This is a genomic window from Methylosinus sp. Sm6, assembly GCF_019802345.1.
Lineage (GTDB): Bacteria > Pseudomonadota > Alphaproteobacteria > Rhizobiales > Beijerinckiaceae > Methylosinus.
In genome coordinates this window covers 1-15487 of the sequence record NZ_JAINDZ010000004.1, presented here as the reverse complement: position 1 = coordinate 15487, position 15487 = coordinate 1, and the positions used below count along the sequence as shown (strand labels likewise).

The window sequence follows — 15487 nt, the reverse complement described above, 5'->3', positions numbered from 1 at the left end:
CGACCGAGGAAACCCTGAATGCTGCGCGTGGCCTTGAAGATGCTCATAGGCGACCGCGTCAAATATGTGGGGCTGCTCTTTGGCATCACGTTCACCACATTCCTCGTCACCTTCGCTGCGTCATACTTCTGCGGCTTCATGACGCGTGGATTCGCTCTCGTCGCCGAGAACGGGGCGGCCGACGTGTGGGTCATGGACCCCGCCGTGGCTTCCGTCGAGCAGACCTCCAACATGGCGGCGTCGGCGTTGGGCCGCGTCCGCAGCGTCGAGGGGGTCGCATCCGCTGTGCCGCTGGCTCTCGGCACGGCCGAGGCGCGTTTCCCCAACGGGCGGTTTCAGCCCTTTCAGGTGATAGGCGTGGACGACGCCACACTCTCCGGCGTTCCTCCTTTGGAAAATGGCGCGTCGTCTGCAGCGCTCCGCGCTCCTGATGCAGCGATCGTCGATCCGGGCGGCACGGAAGATAAGCTCGAAACGCCCCTCCTAGAGGCTGATCAATGGCCTCCCGAGCCGCACCTCGATGCGCCGACCCGTCCACTGGCCGCCGGTGACGAGCTCTTGATCAATGACCGCCGTGTCAGGATTGCCGGAAGATCAAAGGCGTTGCCGCGGTTTCCGCCGCGACCTCTGCTCTACACGACGTTCTCCAACGCCACTCGAATCCTGCTTCCAGAGCGGCGGCGGCTGACTTTCGTGCTCGCGACCGCCACGCCCGGCGTGATGCCGGGCGAATTAGCGGCGCGCATCCACGCGCGGACGGGCCTCAGGGCGCGCGCTTCAGATGACTTCAAGGCCGACACCGTGCGCTGGTTCCTGACCAACTCCGAAGATGTGGGCGATATCGCCGCAATGCTTTCTGTGGCCATGTCGGTCGGGTTCGGGGTAACCGGCATCATGCTCTACATGTTCACGCATGAGAATTTGAAGCAGTATGCGGTGCTGAAGGCTATGGGCGCGACCTCGAAGCTATTGCTGGGGATGATCGCCGTGCAGACCGGACTGTGCGCGCTTGTGGGCGCCGGGCTTGGACTTGGCCTATGCGCGACCCTTGGCCGGTTCGTGGCGGAAACCGCCGACTTCCCCTTCCGCATGATGTGGTTCACGCCATTGCTTGGTGGGGGAACCGTTGTGCTGGTGAGTGTCGCCGCCGCCGCGATCAGCGCCCGTTCCGTTTTAAAGCTCGAACCCGCCATCGTCTTTGCGGGGCGTTAGATCAGCCGGGTCTGGAGCGCGATCGGTCACGCCGATATGCGTCGCGGCATGCTGGGTAATTGTAAGCATTCGCCGTGGGCCGCAGGACCGTCGCGTCAGCGCTCTTGAGGCGACTTCATCTCTTTGTGGATTTTGATGAGCTCGACGAGGTTTTCGACGCCGAAGTCGGTGAAGGCCAGGATCTCGAGGTCGCCGAGGCCATAGACCCAGATCTCGCCATCCTCGGGCTCCATTTCATCGGCGAGGTCATGGAGGAAGTCGACACTTTCGCCGAGCTGCGCAGCGATGCGATCAATAGTCGTGACGTGGGAGACCTTGTTGACGTGCATGGTCAGTGACCTGCCCCTGAAAAATCCCACCAGCATCGATTAGAGTCCGGCCGATTGCAGGACGGACACGATGAAGAAGAAACGGTTCACGGAAGAGCAGATCATCGGGATTTTGCGGGAGCAGGAAGCCGGCGCGAAGGCGGCGGACCTCGCGCGCAAATACGCGGTTTCGGAGACGACGCTCTACAATTGGAAGGCCAAATTCGGCGGGATGGACGTTTCCGAGGCCAAGCGGCTGAAGGCGCTGGAGGAGGAAAACGCGCGTCTGAAGAAGCTCTTGGCCGATCAGATGCTCGATGCGGCGGCGCTTCGCGAGCTCCTGGCAAAAAAATGGTAGGGCCCGCCGTCAAGCGCGAAGCCGTCGCGCACCTTCAGGCCGTCATGGGCCTGTCGGAACGTCGGGCCTGCCGGATCGTCGCGATCGATCGCAAGACGGCGCGCTACACGTCGACGCGCCCGGCCGACGCCGAGCTTCGCGCCGAGCTGCGCGATCTCGCCAATGCGCGTCGGCGCTTCGGCTACCGGCGTTTGTTCATCTTGCTTCGTCAGCGGGGCGAGCGCTCGGGCAAGAACCGCATCTATCGGCTCTACCGCGAGGAAGGTCTGACGGTGAGGAAGCGCCGCGCGCGCCGCCGCGCCGTGGGAACACGGGCGCCGATTCTCGTCGAGGCGAAGCCGAATGCCCGATGGTCTCTCGACTTCGTGCACGACCAGCTCGCCAGCGGCCGACGGTTCCGCATCCTCAACATCGTCGACGACGTAACGCGTGAATGCCTGGCGGCGATCCCGGACACGTCGATTTCCGGCAAGCGGGTGGCGCGCGAGCTGTCGGCGCTGATCGAAAGGCGCGGCAAGCCTGGCATGATCGTTTCCGACAATGGGACGGAGTTCACCTCGAACGCCGTCCTGTCCTGGTCGGAGGCGAACAAGGTCGAATGGCATTTCATCATGCCCGGCAAGCCGATGCAGAACGGTTTCTGTGAGAGCTTCAACGGCCGCATGCGGGACGAGCTGCTCAACGAGACGCTGTTCTTCGGGCTCGAGCACGCGAGAGAGAAAGTCCGCTCTTGGGTTCACGATTATAACCACCGGCGCCCGCACTCTTCCCTCGGCTATGCAACCCCGGCGGACTATGCAGCCGCGCTCACCGCAACAGGCGATCGGCTGCGCAACCCCGACCAGCTCCGCCGATCGCCTGTTGCTCACCCCACGCCCGCGGGCGTATCAACCGACGGGACTCAACTCGCCGCTGGATGAAACTTCGGGGGCAGGTCAGAACGACGAAAATCCACGCGCTGACCGACGCACTGTGTCGACCGATCGCATTCATGCTCACGGGCGGCAACATCGCCGACTGCACGGCTGGCGCCGACCTTCTCTCGCATCTTCCGCCGTGCGAAATCCTCCACGGCGACAAAGGATACGACAGCAACGCCATCCGTCGAAAGGTCGAGAGCAGCGGGACCCATGCCGAACATTCCGCCCAAAGCCAATCGCAACTGGAAGAACTGCTTCTCACCTTTTCTCTATCGAAACCGCAACGCCATCGAGCGCATGTTCTGCCGCTTGAAGGACTTTCGCCGAGTTGCGACGCGATACGATCGAAACGCCGCGAACTTCCTCGCCGCCGTCTGCATCGCTGCGACCGTCAGCTACTGGTTATGAGTCTGGGCCCTAGGTGAGCAAGGGCTGTGCGAGATCGAGGAGGCGCTTGGCTGAAGCCTCTGCATGACTGCTTTGGATAGCCAAAACAGCCATGACCTTCTCAAGACGGATTTGAGAAGTGGTGAGATTTTCGAAGCCGCAAACTCAAACTGAGACACTACCAAAGCCTTGACTTTATGCCTGCCTCACATGTTTACTGATGGAGATGGTTCCCTTTGGGGATCAAAAGGGAACGCGGTGCGCGCTCTTGCGAGCGTAATGCCGCGGCTGCCCCCGCAACTGTAAGCGGTTAGCCGAGACCGATTGAGCCACTGGGGCGCACGCTCCCGGGAAGGCGGTCTTTGTGCCTCAACCCGCGAGCCAGGAGACCTGCCATCATTCGTGGTCACGCGCGAGAGCGTCGGGCGGGGTGCCCCGGCGCGGCCGAAAGCTGTCGCTCGACGCATGTGCGCCGGACGGGCTCAGACCTTCGCAGTGACGGTCCACGTTGCAGCGAGCCCGCTTCATGCCGCCGAGATTCGCCCGAGGAGCCGAGAACGGCTCAATCACTAGTTCCTCCCGCCTTTTTTATCTTTCGCAAAGTGTCTGCGCAATCGCGCTGCTCGCCGTCGCGTCGCCCCTCTTGGCGCGAGCTCAGGAAGCCCTCCCGGAGATCGAAATCGGGGCGGACGCTCCGCGCTCGACATCCGCCGCCCTCCCTTCGTCGCACACGACGGCACCCGACCAGGCCCGAAATTCGGACGAGGCAGCGAGCGTCAGAACCTTCACAGGCGCCGAGGTCAACGCCACACCGATCACCCGTCCCGGCGAGGCGCTCGAGGTCGTCCCGGGACTGATCGTCTCGCAGCACAGCGGCGAAGGAAAGGCGAACCAATATTTTCTGCGCGGCTTCAATCTCGATCACGGCGCCGATCTGGCTCTCCATCTCGACGGCATGCCTATCAACATGCGAACGCATGGACACGCCCAGGGCTATGCCGACGCCAATTTCCTGATCCCGGAACTCTTGTCTTCCGTCGTCGCGCACAAGGGCCCCTATTTCGCGGACGACGGCGACTTCGCCTCCGCAGGCTCCCTGCATCTGCAATATGTCGACAGGCTCGACAAGGGCTCGTGGTCCATGACGGGCGGGAGCTTCGGCTATGGACGCGCGCTGAGCGCCAAATCTTTCGATGTGAACGGCGCGGACCTGCTGACCGCCGTGGAGACGAGCATCTACGACGGTCCTTGGACACGCCCCGACGAGGTGCGAAAGATCAACGGCGTCATGCGCTGGAGCCGAGGGTCGCAAGACAATGGCGTCTCCATCACCGGCATGGCCTACGCCAATCGCTGGTATTCCACCGATCAGATTCCTCAGCGCGCGGTTCTCGGCGGCGCCCTCCCGCTATGGGGCGGCATCGATCGGACCAATGGCGGCGACACGACCCGATTCAGCCTCTCGACCCGCTGGAGCGAGACGGACGGCAATCGCGCGTCACGCGTCGAGGCCTATGTCGTGCGCACGACGCTCGATCTCTACAACAATTTTACATATTTCCTCGGTCATCCCGGCATAGGCGATCAATTTCGACAGTTCGACCGTCGCTCGCTCTTGGGCGTCAATGCAACCCACAAGGTCGCATATGAGATCGCGCAGTTTCCCGTCGAGACGCGCGTCGGTTTTCAGGGACGCTATGACGACATACGCCTCGGGTTGCAGGAGACCGCGCAAAGGCAACCCCATGACGCAATTCGCAACGATCATGTCAATGAAGGCGGTTTCGCCTTCTGGACAGACAGCACACTGTTTTGGACGCCCTGGCTGCGATCGACGGCCGGCGTCCGCGTCGATTATGTCCATGCCGACGTGAACTCTCTACAGACGCTGTTCGACGCACCTCGCGTGTCGGACAGCGCCGGCAACATCGCGGCCGTCCTGTCGGGTCCGTTCAACAGCGGCTCCAAAGGCGCCGCCGTCGTCAGCCCCAAGGCCGGACTGGTGCTCGGCCCCTTCCACAAGACCGAGTTCTTCCTCAACTTCGGCGAGGGATTTCATTCCACCGACTCAAGAGGAACGGTCCAGAGCTTCGACACGACCGCGCTCTCGGACACGGACGGTTTCGCCCAGGTTGCACGCATTCCATTGCTCGTGAAATCGCGAGGCGCGGAAATCGGAGCGCGCACCAGGATCATCGATGGCCTCGCCTCGTCCATCAGCCTTTGGTGGCTCGACTTCGACTCGGAAAACCAGTTCGTCGGCGATACCGGAACCACGACCTTCGGTCGTCCAAGCCGTCGGTATGGGCTTGAGATCGCCAACCATTACTCGCCTGTCCCGTGGTTGCATTTCGAAGGCGACGTCGCGCTGACGCATGCGCGTTTCCGCGGCGTCGACCAACTGCAAACGCTCGCCTGGCTCGATCTGGTCGCGCCTGGTGCCATCGGATACGGAGCCTTTCTCGGCAACGCGCCCGGCAATTATCTGACCAATGCGCCGAACATCATCGCCTCTCTCGGGCTCGAAGTCGGCGAAAGCTCCGGTTGGTTCGCGGCGCTGAAATACCGCTATCTCGGCGTTCGCCCTCTGACCGAGGACGGCTATTTCAATTCGCCGTCGACGGGCGTCTTGAACCTACGAATCGGCTATCGGTTCGAGAACGGCTGGCGAATTCAGGCCGACGCCTTCAACGTCACGAACTCGCGCTCGGATCAGATCACTTACGCCTACGGATCTCTGCTGCCGGCCGACGCCCTCTACGGGCTCTGCGCGGGCGGCGTCGCTCCTGGCGCCGTCTGCTCTGTCGGAGTCATGGACCGTCACTTCAAGCCGGTCGAGCCGCCGGCAGTGCGCGTCACCGTCGGAGGGACCTTCTGACGCACGCTTCCCTCCCTCCGCGCGATCGGCGAACCCGCTCATCGCGCGGCCAAGGGCTCATGGCGACACCTGTCTGTCGAGCGCGGCGAGCTTCATCTCGGTGCCGTCGCGGGAGTGGTTGGAATGGTTCTGGTGCAAACGGCGTGAGCGGGGCATAATCCGTGAGGGCGGAACCGGACGCTGGAGAAATCGGTGATGCTGAGTGCGGAAGAACTTTTCAAAGGCCGCCATTTCGACCGCGAGATCATCGTTCTCTGCGTGCGCTGGTATCTGCGATACAAGCTCAGCTTTCGCGATCTCGTGGAAATGATGGCCGAACGCGGCTTGTCTTTGGCTCACACGACCATCATGCGCTGGGTTCAGCGCTACGTTCCCGAGTTCGAAAAGCGGTGGAACCGCTTCGCGCGCAGGGTCGGCGGATCGTGGCGTGTCGACGAGACTTACGTCAAGATCAAGGGCCGCTGGACCTATCTCTATCGCGCAGTCGACAAGGCGGGAAAAACGGTGGACTTTTTGCTGCGCGCCAAGCGAGATGTCGGCGCCGCCAAAGCGTTTTTCCGTCGTGCCTTCGCAAACCATGGAGGCTTCCCGTGCAAAATCACGCTCGACGGATATCAGGCGTCACATCGTGCGGCGCGCGAACTTCTCGCACAGACTCGAGGCGCGCACGGACGCGAATTCGATCTTCGAAATACCTGAACAATCTCATTGAACAGGAATACCGATCCATCAAGCTTCGTTTGGGACCTATGCTCGGTTTCAAGCGATTCCAACATGCGGCGATCACCATCGCCGGCGTCGAACTCATGCATCGCATTAGGAAGGGTCAATTTGCACTGAGCAAATTTGGAGCCGCTGGGACAACTGCGCCCGAAATCTGGCGTGCGGTGCTCGAGGCCTAATCCCAACGAAATTTCGGCCCTCATCGCACGGCGAGCGGCAAAAAATTGCACCGCAACCACGTCGCGAACCCGGCGGCTCTCATTCTCGCATCGCATAATGTCCCTGCGGCGGAAACAGCCCCTTAACCATGATGATGCTCTCCGGAGGAGGCCAAAGCATTGTGCCTATTGCCGGCATCGCTGACGCAACACATCTCCGCACGAGCGCTTCATTCGACGGGATTTGGAACGCTTCGATGCGCTCTGATTCTCTGGGATGTTGAACACGACATGCTTCCTCTGGCGCCGACGCTGTTCTCGTTCTCCGCGTTCGTGCTCTTGCTGTTGAGCACGCTCATGTATCTCATCTGGCGTAGAGATAGGGAGCCTGAGGAACTCTTTTGGTCCGCTGCGTTCTCCATGGCTGGTAGCGCGTTTGTGTGCTTTGCGTTTCGAAACGTGAACGAAACAGTCTCTATTGTCGCCGGAAACGCTCTGGCGTTGTGGGCGTGTGGACTTGTCTGGACAGGAGCCGTGATTTTCAGAGGGAAAGCCGTTCATCCCCTTCTGTCTTTCGCTGGCGGCCTGATGTGGTTGGCGGGATTCTGGAGCGCCGGCATTCATCTGCGGATCGTGGCGTTCGCGATTGTCGCCGCGATCTACGAAACCCTGACAACTTATGAACTTTTTTCCTACAATCGAGCGAAAGACAAGCCGCTGCTGATGTCGAAGGTGGCGGGCTGGATCGTCGGCATCCATTCTGGGGTGGATATTATCGTGGCGATATCCGGCTCATTCGTCGAAGTCGATCCCGGTAGCCCGTTCACTGACAGTTGGGTTCTCAAATACCGTTGGTTGGAACTGTCGAGCTACTTGGCGATCCTCGGGTTCGTCCTCATAGCTCTTTCGAAAGAACGGATCGCGATCCGCCAGGAGAGCGCGGCGATGATCGACGCACTCACCGGCCTGGCGAACCGCCGCGCCTTCGATCTGGCAATCGAAAGAGCGGAGAGATCGGCGACAGGTAAAGATACGACTGCGCTGCTCGTTTTCGACCTCGACAATTTCAAGGTGATCAACGATCGCTTCGGACACCCGGAAGGAGACCGCGTGTTGGCGGCGTTCGGCGCGACAGCGGCACGCAACATTCGGTCGGGCGACGTGCTGGCGAGGATCGGTGGAGAGGAATTCGTTATTTTGATGTGTTCGGTTGACCGTGGGACTGCGCTCTCCGTAGCGGAAAGGATTCGCTCGGCCTTTGTCGAGGAGGCGTCGTTTCTGGTCGATGGACTTGCTACCGTGAGCGTCGGTGTAGCGATCATGGAGAACCGGACGCCAGATTTCTGGAAGATGACGCGAGCGGCAGACAGAGCGCTGTATGACGCCAAGGCCGCAGGGCGGAACCGGGTCGTTTTTGCTGGACAATAGCGAACGACCAAACATCACCGCAACTCGCGTTTCGGCCTGTGAAATGAAATTTCTTCGAAAAGGACAATCGGAGCGATCCGACGGCCTGCATCGATTTTCGGCGTGGTCGCCGGATTGCTGCAGACGAACGCGAAAGTCATCCTCGCCTATTCGACGCTCAGCCAGATGGGGCTGATAGCGACGGTTCTCGCGAGCGCGATGAGCGCGCCCGGCACCGCCCGCGCGGCGATCGACGCCGCGTCGCTCTACACGCTCCATCATGGTCTCGCCAAGGCGGCGCTGTTCATGACCGTCGGGCTCGCGGCGCGCAACGTCTCGCCGAGCCGGCCGGTGATGTTCGTCTCCGTCTTCACCGCGCTCGCCATCGCCGGCTTTCCGCTCTCGGGCAGCGCCTTGGCGAAGCTGGCCATAAAGGGCTCGCTCGGCGAAGGAATTGTCGCATCGCTCGTGACGCTGTCGGCGGTCGGAACGGCTATGCTGATGCTGCGCTTTCTCAGGGCGCTCGGCCGATTGCCCGCGCGCACGCCGAGCGAAGGCCGCGCCTTCGGCCTGCTCGCGCCCTGGCTCGCCATGGCGGGCGCGGCGCTCGCTCTCTCGCGGCTGCTGTTTCCGATGCTCTCCGGTCATTCCTGGTCCTATGCGGCCTCGCTCGCCAATCACTTGTCCGCGCTGTGGCCTGCGAGACGATCCCGGAGCGGATCGCCTATTCGCATCATCCAGGTTCTGCTCGGCCATGAGCATCTGTCGACGACGGCGCTCTACACGCGGGTTTCGACACGACTGATCAGCGCGACGAAGAGCCCGCTGGACCGTCTTTCCTTGCAGGTGACGCCGCCCGAGTGACCGGGCGTTTCGATGCCCGATCGCGAGAAGCGGCTCGCGCTCTGTCGTCGTCTCGCCGCCGCCGATCATCCGGTCGAGCCGAAGGTCCGCCCATGCGACGCCCCCTCCACCGTTGCAGCGCACATTTTCCCGTGCCCCGACTGCGGCGGGCTCATGCGCCGCATCGGCGCCGTTCCACCCGCGAGGGCGCGCCCGTTCCATTGCGACACGTCATGAACCAGGCCATCGTCTCCCGCCAAGAGCTCCGGACAGCACTCCGTTTCGCTCGTCGCACCATGTGCCGACGGGAGGCCGTCTCGCGCCGCGAGCGCGACAATCGTCATCATCATGAGGCCGATCCCGCGACAGTAGGCCACGAACTCCGGCTTGTTCGATCGCGTCCCGCCGGCCCGCCGAGTTCTCGGCTCCTGCTACGAGCGCCAGCGGCCCCACCGCGGCCCTGCGCCAATCGGCGACGAGACGCGCTTTCCCCATAGTGGCTAACGACCCGCGCCTTCGTTCAATCCGGCTTATGTGAGGTCCGCTTCCGGGCAGACCAAACATTGCGCCGCGGACCTCACATAACCCTCCAGATTCCCGAATCAGCGAGAGCCTGATTCCTTAACGTCATGAGCATGACGGAGGGGAAGATGGCTCGGGCCTACAGCCAGGATTTGCGTGACCGGGTGATCGACGCCGCGTTGAAGGGCCTTTCGGCCCGTCAGGCGGCGTCGCGTTTCGGGGTCGGGGATGCGACCGCGATCGTCTGGGTTCGCCGCGCGCGTCAGACCGGCGAGCGCGGCGCGCGCAAACAGGGGCGGCGCGAAGGACGACGTCGGTCGATATCGTGCAGGCGTTGTTCGATCTTTGGGAGCGCGAGCTGCCGCGTATCTCCGGCAAATCGAAATTGGCCGAGGCGATCCGTTATGCCCGTTCGCATCGAGCGGTCCTCGGACCCTTTCTCGACGACGGCCGCGTCGAAATCGACTCCAATATCGTCGAGCGGGCGATCCGGCCTCAGGCCATTACGCGCAAGAACTCACTATTCGCCGGCTCCGCTGGCGGTGGGCGGACGCGGGCTTCTATCGCCACCATGCTTCAGACTTGCAAAATGAACGGCGTCGATCCCTACGCCTGGGCCCAGCAGACCCTCGAACGAATCGCCGACCGATGGCCCAACAAGGACATCGAGGCGCTCATGCCCTGGAATTTCAAGCCCACCGCGTGAACGGCGCCGAGCGTGCGCTTACGGCGCTCGGCCTGGCGCTCATCGAAAACGGCTGGCGCGTTCTCTTCGCGAGAACGACGGATCTCGTCCAGAGACTGCAAGTCGCGCGACGCGACCTCACTCTCGAAGCCGCGATCAACAAGCTCGACAAATATCATTTGCTGGTCCTCGACGATCTCGCCTACGTCGCCAAGGATCAGGCCGAAACGAGCGTCCTCTTCGAGCTGATCAGCGCCCGATACGAGCGACGCTCGCTGCTCATCACCGCAAATCAGCCCTTCGGCGAATGGGGAAAAATCTTTCCAGACCAAGCCATGACGCTCGTCGCGGTCGACAGGCTCGTCCATCATGCGACGATCTTCGAAATGAACGTCGACAGCTATCGACGTAAAGCCGCGCTCAAAAATGCCGCTGGTCCAGGCCGGCCCTCGGCGCGCGCGACAATCAAAACCTCATCCTGATTGTCGCTCCGCGTCAATCAAGACGAACGTCACCAAAAATCCGCTTGCCTTATCGTCGCTCCGCGACAATCATCTCGTCACCGCGACCGAAAAATCTCATCCAGATTGTCGCGCTCTTCTCATCCAGATTGCCGCGCCATAGGGAAGGTCGCGCCAACAGCGGACGTTCTCGAAACACTCGCAAAAAGCTCTCGCAAGCGGATGGCATACCACTCGCCCTTTGGTCAGACGCACTGATCAATGTTCAGGCGCAGTTCTCGGCTCAGTCTAGCCGGGGCAAGGCCCATTTTGTGGATTCTCTATTTCGAGAAAGTTCGATTTGGCCCACGGTGCCCGGCTCTATTGGGAACGGGCTGTGGAGGAACGTGGCTTTGCGATTCGGCTGTGCTCCCGAGGTGGTTGGCGCGCAACTCCGCTAGCAGGTTTTCGCGATCATCGGACATACGCCGTAACAGAGGCGTCGGTGCGTCGGTCTCCTCATGCTTCGTCGCCCAAAGAGCCATTTCAAAAAGTAGCGGAGCAAGATCCAGCCCCTTGTCAGTCAGTCTGTAATCCACCCTGCGCGCATCTGTTGGATGGACCGACTTAGTGATGATTTGGTTTTCCTCGAGCCTCCGCAGCCGGTCCGACAAAATATTGGACGCGATTTTCTCCTTAGCGGCGAGATAGTCCTTGAATTCGTACCGCTGCTTGAAGAGCAGATCGCGGACGATGAGCAGCGTCCATCGGTCTCCGAAAATTTCGAGACAGACATTCAGAGGGCAGTTCGAGCGTCGCGGCGCCGTGGCGTTTCGGGTCATCCGCCCAGCTTTATGAAAGTTACTTGCAATGCACAAGCGATTTTGCAATCACTTGTGAACTGCAATTGAATGAAGGACGAAGTGCGCCGACGAGCGGCGCTCTCGAAAGGAACATCATGGAAAACATTAGCTTTCGACGCATAGGTGCTGTTTGCGCTATCGTGGGAGCGCTCGTGACAGGCGTTTCGAATGGTATGCACCCGGAACTCGCGGAACCAGCCGGAATCGTGAGAAATGCCGCGACCTCGTCTGGCTGGACACTCGTCCATTGGGGCCTAATCACTGGCATGGTGCTCATGCAACTCGGATATTTGGCGCTTGCGACGACGCTTCGCATTTCCGGGTCAGATAACGCCAGCGATTGGGGATCGCTGAGCGTTCACATGCTGACTTTGGGACTCGCTCTTTGGCTCTGCGTGTTTGCCGCTGAGGCGTCACTCACGCCGCTCGCGGAAACGACGAGAGCCGGGAGCGGTGGCGGGGCTCTCGCTGTTGCGGGTTTTGTCGAAGCTACGGCCACCGCGGCGACCTTCGTATATTGGCTTGGGGTCGCGCTGCTCGGCGGCGCGCTATTCTTGTCGCAGCGCTATCCTCGCTGGATCGGGGCGACAGGTGTCGCGTTGGGCGCGTCCATATCGCTCAGCGTCGGCCTTCTCAAAGCGTTTTCGGGAGCGAGCGCCTGGACCGAGCGCTATGGCTTCCAGACACTCGCAACATTGTTTCTCCTCTGGACGCTCGCCCTCGGTCTGCTTCTTTGGCGAGAGCCGTTCCGCTTCGCCCAGCCGCGAGGCGGAGAGTAGCATTCACGCGACATGGCGGGAGGGAAGGAGAGCATGATGTCGGGCAGAAAAGACTTTGAGCGTCCGAGCCTGCGCGAATATCTCGCCATCGCGATCGTCATCGCGGCAGGCGTAGTCCTCGTCAGGTGGGCTTCAACTCTGGCGCCAACGCCGGCCGAACCGCGAGAAATCGTTGTTCCTATGACCGCGATGTTCGCTCTGACCGGCGCAGTCTGGCTGCTCATGGTGATCTCCCGCAATGTCGCCGTGCTGCTGGGAGCCGCGTCGGTGAAATATTTCCGAGACTATGGCGACGGCGCGCCGGACGAATGGATCGAGCGCCCGGCTCGGGCCTTCGACAACCTGATGCAGGCGCCGACGCTCTTCTACGTCGTGGCGCTCCTCGCGATCGCTCTTCACGGTGTCGACGCCCCCCAAGTCTCTCTTGCATGGATCTATGTGGCGAGCCGAGCCGTTCACGCGACGATCTACATAGTCTTCAATTACGTACCGCTTCGTTTCGCGTTCTATGCCGTGAGCTGCATTACGCTTGCAGTCATGTGGGCGCGACTTGCGCTGAGCTTATAGAGTCGCGCCTTGGCTGGGAAAGCGAATGACCGCAATGGGTCAAAGACAGACATATTCTGACTCCCTTCGGGCTATGTCATTCCCCGAACCGAGCTTCATTCAGGAGTGGATGGCGCGCGGCATAGACCACGCGTTTCACCTTCGGCTTCGTTGGTTCATCGTTCATCCCCACATCCCCCGCATCTTCCCCCGCACATCGACCCGCAGCCTACCCCCTGCGAGACGCTCGCCCACGGCCGCGGCGGCTGGCCAACTGACGCATTCGAAAAACCGCAGCATATCCGCCGGAATGAAACGCGTGCGCGCCGCATAGATGTGCCGGTCACCCTGCGCCGGCTGGCCATGGGTGAAAAAGCGCTGCGGCGTCACAAGGCGCAGGCTGTCCTTCGCGCGCGTCATCGCGACATAGAGCAGCCGGCGCTCCTCCTCTATCTCCGCCGCCGTTCCCGTCGCGAGATCGGAGGGGATGCAGCCGTCGACGGCGTTCAGCACGAAAACGGAACGCCACTCCTGTCCCTTGGCCGAATGGATCGTCGAGAGGATCAGATAATCCTCGTCGCGCAGAGGCGGGCCGGCCTCGTCGCTGGTCGCGTCCGGAGGGTCGAGCGTCAGCTCGGTGAGGAAGCGCTCGCGCGAAGGATAGGTTGCGGCGATCTGCTCGAGCTGGACGAGATCAGCGAGACGGCTCGGCGCGTCCTCGTGCAGGCGCTCGAGATGCGGCTCATACCAGCGGCGCGCCGCTTCCATTTCCGCCGGCCAGCCCTCTTTCGCATGCAGAATTTGCAGCGTCGTGACGAGGCCGCTCCAATCCTCGCCGGCGCGCGGCGGCGTCGGCGCCTCGGCGAGGCAGGCGAGCGGGTCCGGGCGCTCGATGAGGAAGTCGAGAATCTTCTGCGCGGAGGAGGGGCCGACGCCGGGCAGGATTTGCAGAGTGCGAAAGCCGGCGACGCGATCGCGCGGATTCTGCGCGAAGCGCAGCAAAGCGAGAACATCCTTCACATGGGCGCTGTCGAGAAACTTCAGCCCGCCGAATTTGACGAAGGGAATGTTGCGGCGCGCGAGCTCCAGCTCCAACATGGCGCTGTGATGCGAGGCGCGGAACAGCGCCGCCTGCTGCTTCAACGTCATGCCGGCTTCGCGCGCCTCGAGCACGCGCTCGGCGATGAAACGCGCCTGATCGCTCTCGTCGCGCACAATGACGAGCTGCGGCCGCTCCGCGGAGCGCCGCTCGGTCCAGAGATTCTTGGCGTAACGCTCGTCGGCGAGCGAGATGACCGCGTTGGCCGCGGCGAGGATCGGCTCGGTCGAGCGATAATTGCGATCGAGCGTGACGATCTCCGCCGGCGGCGTGAAGCTCTTCGGAAACTCCAAAATGTTGCGCACAGTGGCGGCGCGGAAGGAATAGATGGATTGCGCGTCGTCGCCGACGACGGTGAGCCCCTCGCCCTTCGGCTTCAAGGCGAGCAGGATGGAGGCCTGGAGGCGATTGGTGTCCTGATATTCGTCGACGAGAATGTGATCGAAGCGGCCGCCGATTTCCTCGGCGAGCGCTTCGTCCTGCATCATCTGCGCCCAGTAGAGCAGGAGATCATCGTAATCGAGCACGTTCTGCGCCTGCTTCGCCTCGACATAGGCGGCGAACAATCGGCGCAGCTCCCCGTGCCAGCGCGCGCACCAGGGGAAGGCGCCCAGCAGCGCCTGCTCGAGCGGGATTTCGGCGTTCACGGCGCGGGAGTAGATCGCAAGGCATGTGCCCTTGGTGGGGAAGCGGCTCTCGGTCTTGGAGAAGCCGAGCTCGTGGCGAATGAGATTCATCAGATCGGCCGAGTCTTCGCGATCATGGATGGTGAAGGCTGGATCGAGGCCGATGGCGCCGGCATATTCGCGCAGAAACCTGGCGCCGATCGCGTGAAACGTACCGGCCCAGGCGAGGACATCGCCGCCGCCCTTGCCGCCCAGCGCCTCGGCGCAAATGCGCTCGACCCGCCGCGTCATCTCGGCGGCGGCGCGGCGGGAGAAGGTCATCAGCAGCATGCGATGCGGATCGGCGCCCTGGACGATGAGATGCGCGACCCGATGGGCGAGCGTGTTCGTCTTTCCCGAGCCGGCGCCCGCGATGATCAGCAGCGGGCCGCCGGCGGGAGCCGACGAGCCGTCATGGAGGCCGTGCTCGACGGCGCGGCGCTGTTCGGTGTTGAGCTTTTCGAGATAGGCGACGGCGGTCATGGCGAATCGGCAGGGTGAACGGGCCCGCAGACTGAACCATGATTCTTGTTTTGTTCGCAATGGCGGCTTTTCTCGGCAGAGTTGAAAGCGAAGCTGGCGGCCCAGTTCGAATTTCCGTGAGGCGCCATAAGCGGTCCTTGATCCGAAGGCTAGACGCCTCTTACTCACCATTTGGTCGGCGTCCTGCAGCGCGAGCCTATTGCGATAGTTC

At 62.0% G+C, this 15487-nt stretch carries 12 protein-coding genes, 4 pseudogenes and 1 riboswitch; of the genes and pseudogenes, 13 read left to right on the top strand and 3 right to left on the bottom strand.

What is annotated here, in order from left to right:
* Positions 1 to 18 precede the first annotated feature (18 nt).
* Positions 19 to 1212, top strand: coding sequence for an ABC transporter permease (locus tag K3F48_RS04015; RefSeq protein WP_222574128.1), 1194 nt, complete (start codon positions 19 to 21; stop codon positions 1210 to 1212).
* A 95-nt stretch (positions 1213 to 1307) separates the two neighbouring features.
* Here K3F48_RS04015 and K3F48_RS04010 read toward each other — a convergent pair whose 3' ends face one another.
* Positions 1308 to 1577: a hypothetical protein gene (locus K3F48_RS04010; RefSeq protein ID WP_255608193.1), complete on the bottom strand. Its 270-nt coding sequence runs from the start codon at positions 1575 to 1577 to the stop codon at positions 1308 to 1310.
* Positions 1578 to 1611: 34 nt separating this feature from the next.
* Here K3F48_RS04010 and K3F48_RS04005 point away from each other — a divergent pair.
* The 10 genes and pseudogenes from K3F48_RS04005 to K3F48_RS03970 all read left to right on the top strand — a co-directional run.
* Positions 1612 to 2798 (top strand): IS3 family transposase gene (locus tag K3F48_RS04005; protein WP_222574126.1). Its coding sequence is split into 2 segments (ribosomal slippage): positions 1612 to 1864 and positions 1864 to 2798, totalling 1188 coding nucleotides; the frame shifts between segments, so codons are not numbered across the junction.
* Positions 2795 to 3025 (top strand): annotated as a pseudogene (locus K3F48_RS24155) (transposase); the annotation flags it as partial. The gene K3F48_RS04005 and the pseudogene K3F48_RS24155, both read left to right, overlap by 4 nt.
* The gene (locus tag K3F48_RS24150; RefSeq protein WP_255608191.1) at positions 3009 to 3206 is read left to right on the top strand and encodes a transposase; all 198 of its coding nucleotides are present in this window, start codon (positions 3009 to 3011) and stop codon (positions 3204 to 3206) included. The pseudogene K3F48_RS24155 and the gene K3F48_RS24150, both read left to right, overlap by 17 nt.
* Before the next feature lie 189 nt (positions 3207 to 3395).
* A riboswitch (cobalamin riboswitch) is annotated at positions 3396 to 3598 on the top strand.
* A 113-nt stretch (positions 3599 to 3711) separates the two neighbouring features.
* Positions 3712 to 6063, top strand: a complete 2352-nt coding sequence (locus K3F48_RS03995; RefSeq protein WP_222574124.1) for a TonB-dependent receptor domain-containing protein — start codon at positions 3712 to 3714, stop codon at positions 6061 to 6063.
* A 195-nt stretch (positions 6064 to 6258) separates the two neighbouring features.
* A protein-coding gene (locus K3F48_RS03990) for an IS6 family transposase (RefSeq protein WP_255608187.1) occupies positions 6259 to 6965 on the top strand; the annotation gives its coding sequence in 2 pieces (ribosomal slippage) (positions 6259 to 6675 and positions 6678 to 6965; 705 coding nt in all).
* A gap of 270 nt (positions 6966 to 7235) precedes the next feature.
* Positions 7236 to 8372 (top strand): GGDEF domain-containing protein, encoded by a 1137-nt coding sequence (locus tag K3F48_RS03985; protein WP_222574123.1) that lies wholly within the window; start codon positions 7236 to 7238, stop codon positions 8370 to 8372.
* A 102-nt stretch (positions 8373 to 8474) separates the two neighbouring features.
* The gene (locus K3F48_RS03980; RefSeq protein ID WP_222574121.1) at positions 8475 to 9215 is read left to right on the top strand and encodes a proton-conducting transporter membrane subunit; all 741 of its coding nucleotides are present in this window, start codon (positions 8475 to 8477) and stop codon (positions 9213 to 9215) included.
* Positions 9216 to 9823: 608 nt separating this feature from the next.
* Positions 9824 to 9940, top strand: a pseudogene (locus tag K3F48_RS24145) (hypothetical protein); the annotation flags it as partial.
* A 65-nt stretch (positions 9941 to 10005) separates the two neighbouring features.
* Positions 10006 to 10422 (top strand): annotated as a pseudogene (locus tag K3F48_RS03975) (transposase); the annotation flags it as partial.
* Between the two features lie 29 nt (positions 10423 to 10451).
* Positions 10452 to 10883 (top strand): annotated as a pseudogene (locus K3F48_RS03970) (ATP-binding protein); the annotation flags it as partial.
* A 299-nt stretch (positions 10884 to 11182) separates the two neighbouring features.
* Here K3F48_RS03970 and K3F48_RS03965 read toward each other — a convergent pair.
* On the bottom strand, positions 11183 to 11683 hold the full coding sequence (locus K3F48_RS03965) for a helix-turn-helix domain-containing protein (RefSeq protein ID WP_222574119.1): 501 nt from the start codon (positions 11681 to 11683) through the stop codon (positions 11183 to 11185).
* A 116-nt stretch (positions 11684 to 11799) separates the two neighbouring features.
* On the opposite strand from K3F48_RS03965, the gene K3F48_RS03960 reads away from it, so the two are divergent.
* Both K3F48_RS03960 and K3F48_RS03955 read left to right on the top strand, forming a co-directional pair.
* A complete protein-coding gene (locus tag K3F48_RS03960; protein ID WP_222574118.1) occupies positions 11800 to 12483 on the top strand; it encodes a hypothetical protein in 684 nt (227 codons plus the stop codon).
* Between the two features lie 33 nt (positions 12484 to 12516).
* Complete coding sequence (locus K3F48_RS03955; protein WP_222574117.1) at positions 12517 to 13050, top strand: MAPEG family protein; 534 nt, start codon at positions 12517 to 12519, stop codon at positions 13048 to 13050.
* Between the two features lie 162 nt (positions 13051 to 13212).
* Here the strand turns inward: K3F48_RS03955 and K3F48_RS03950 are convergent, their stop codons facing one another.
* Entirely contained in the window at positions 13213 to 15276 is a 2064-nt protein-coding gene (locus K3F48_RS03950; protein ID WP_222574115.1) for an ATP-dependent helicase, read from the bottom strand.
* Positions 15277 to 15487: the final 211 nt, after the last annotated feature.

What these genes read in the sequence shown, in the direction of transcription:
- K3F48_RS04015 (WP_222574128.1), top strand. Translation starts at nt 19, where the DNA reads ATGCTGCGCGTGGCCTTGAAGATGCTCATAGGCGACCGCGTCAAATAT.
- K3F48_RS04010 (WP_255608193.1), bottom strand. Translation starts at nt 1,577, where the DNA reads ATGCTGGTGGGATTTTTCAGGGGCAGGTCACTGACCATGCACGTCAAC.
- K3F48_RS24150 (WP_255608191.1), top strand. Translation starts at nt 3,009, where the DNA reads ATGCCGAACATTCCGCCCAAAGCCAATCGCAACTGGAAGAACTGCTTC.
- K3F48_RS03995 (WP_222574124.1), top strand. Translation starts at nt 3,712, where the DNA reads ATGCCGCCGAGATTCGCCCGAGGAGCCGAGAACGGCTCAATCACTAGT.
- K3F48_RS03985 (WP_222574123.1), top strand. Translation starts at nt 7,236, where the DNA reads ATGCTTCCTCTGGCGCCGACGCTGTTCTCGTTCTCCGCGTTCGTGCTC.
- K3F48_RS03965 (WP_222574119.1), bottom strand. Translation starts at nt 11,683, where the DNA reads ATGACCCGAAACGCCACGGCGCCGCGACGCTCGAACTGCCCTCTGAAT.
- K3F48_RS03960 (WP_222574118.1), top strand. Translation starts at nt 11,800, where the DNA reads ATGGAAAACATTAGCTTTCGACGCATAGGTGCTGTTTGCGCTATCGTG.
- K3F48_RS03955 (WP_222574117.1), top strand. Translation starts at nt 12,517, where the DNA reads ATGATGTCGGGCAGAAAAGACTTTGAGCGTCCGAGCCTGCGCGAATAT.
- K3F48_RS03950 (WP_222574115.1), bottom strand. Translation starts at nt 15,276, where the DNA reads ATGACCGCCGTCGCCTATCTCGAAAAGCTCAACACCGAACAGCGCCGC.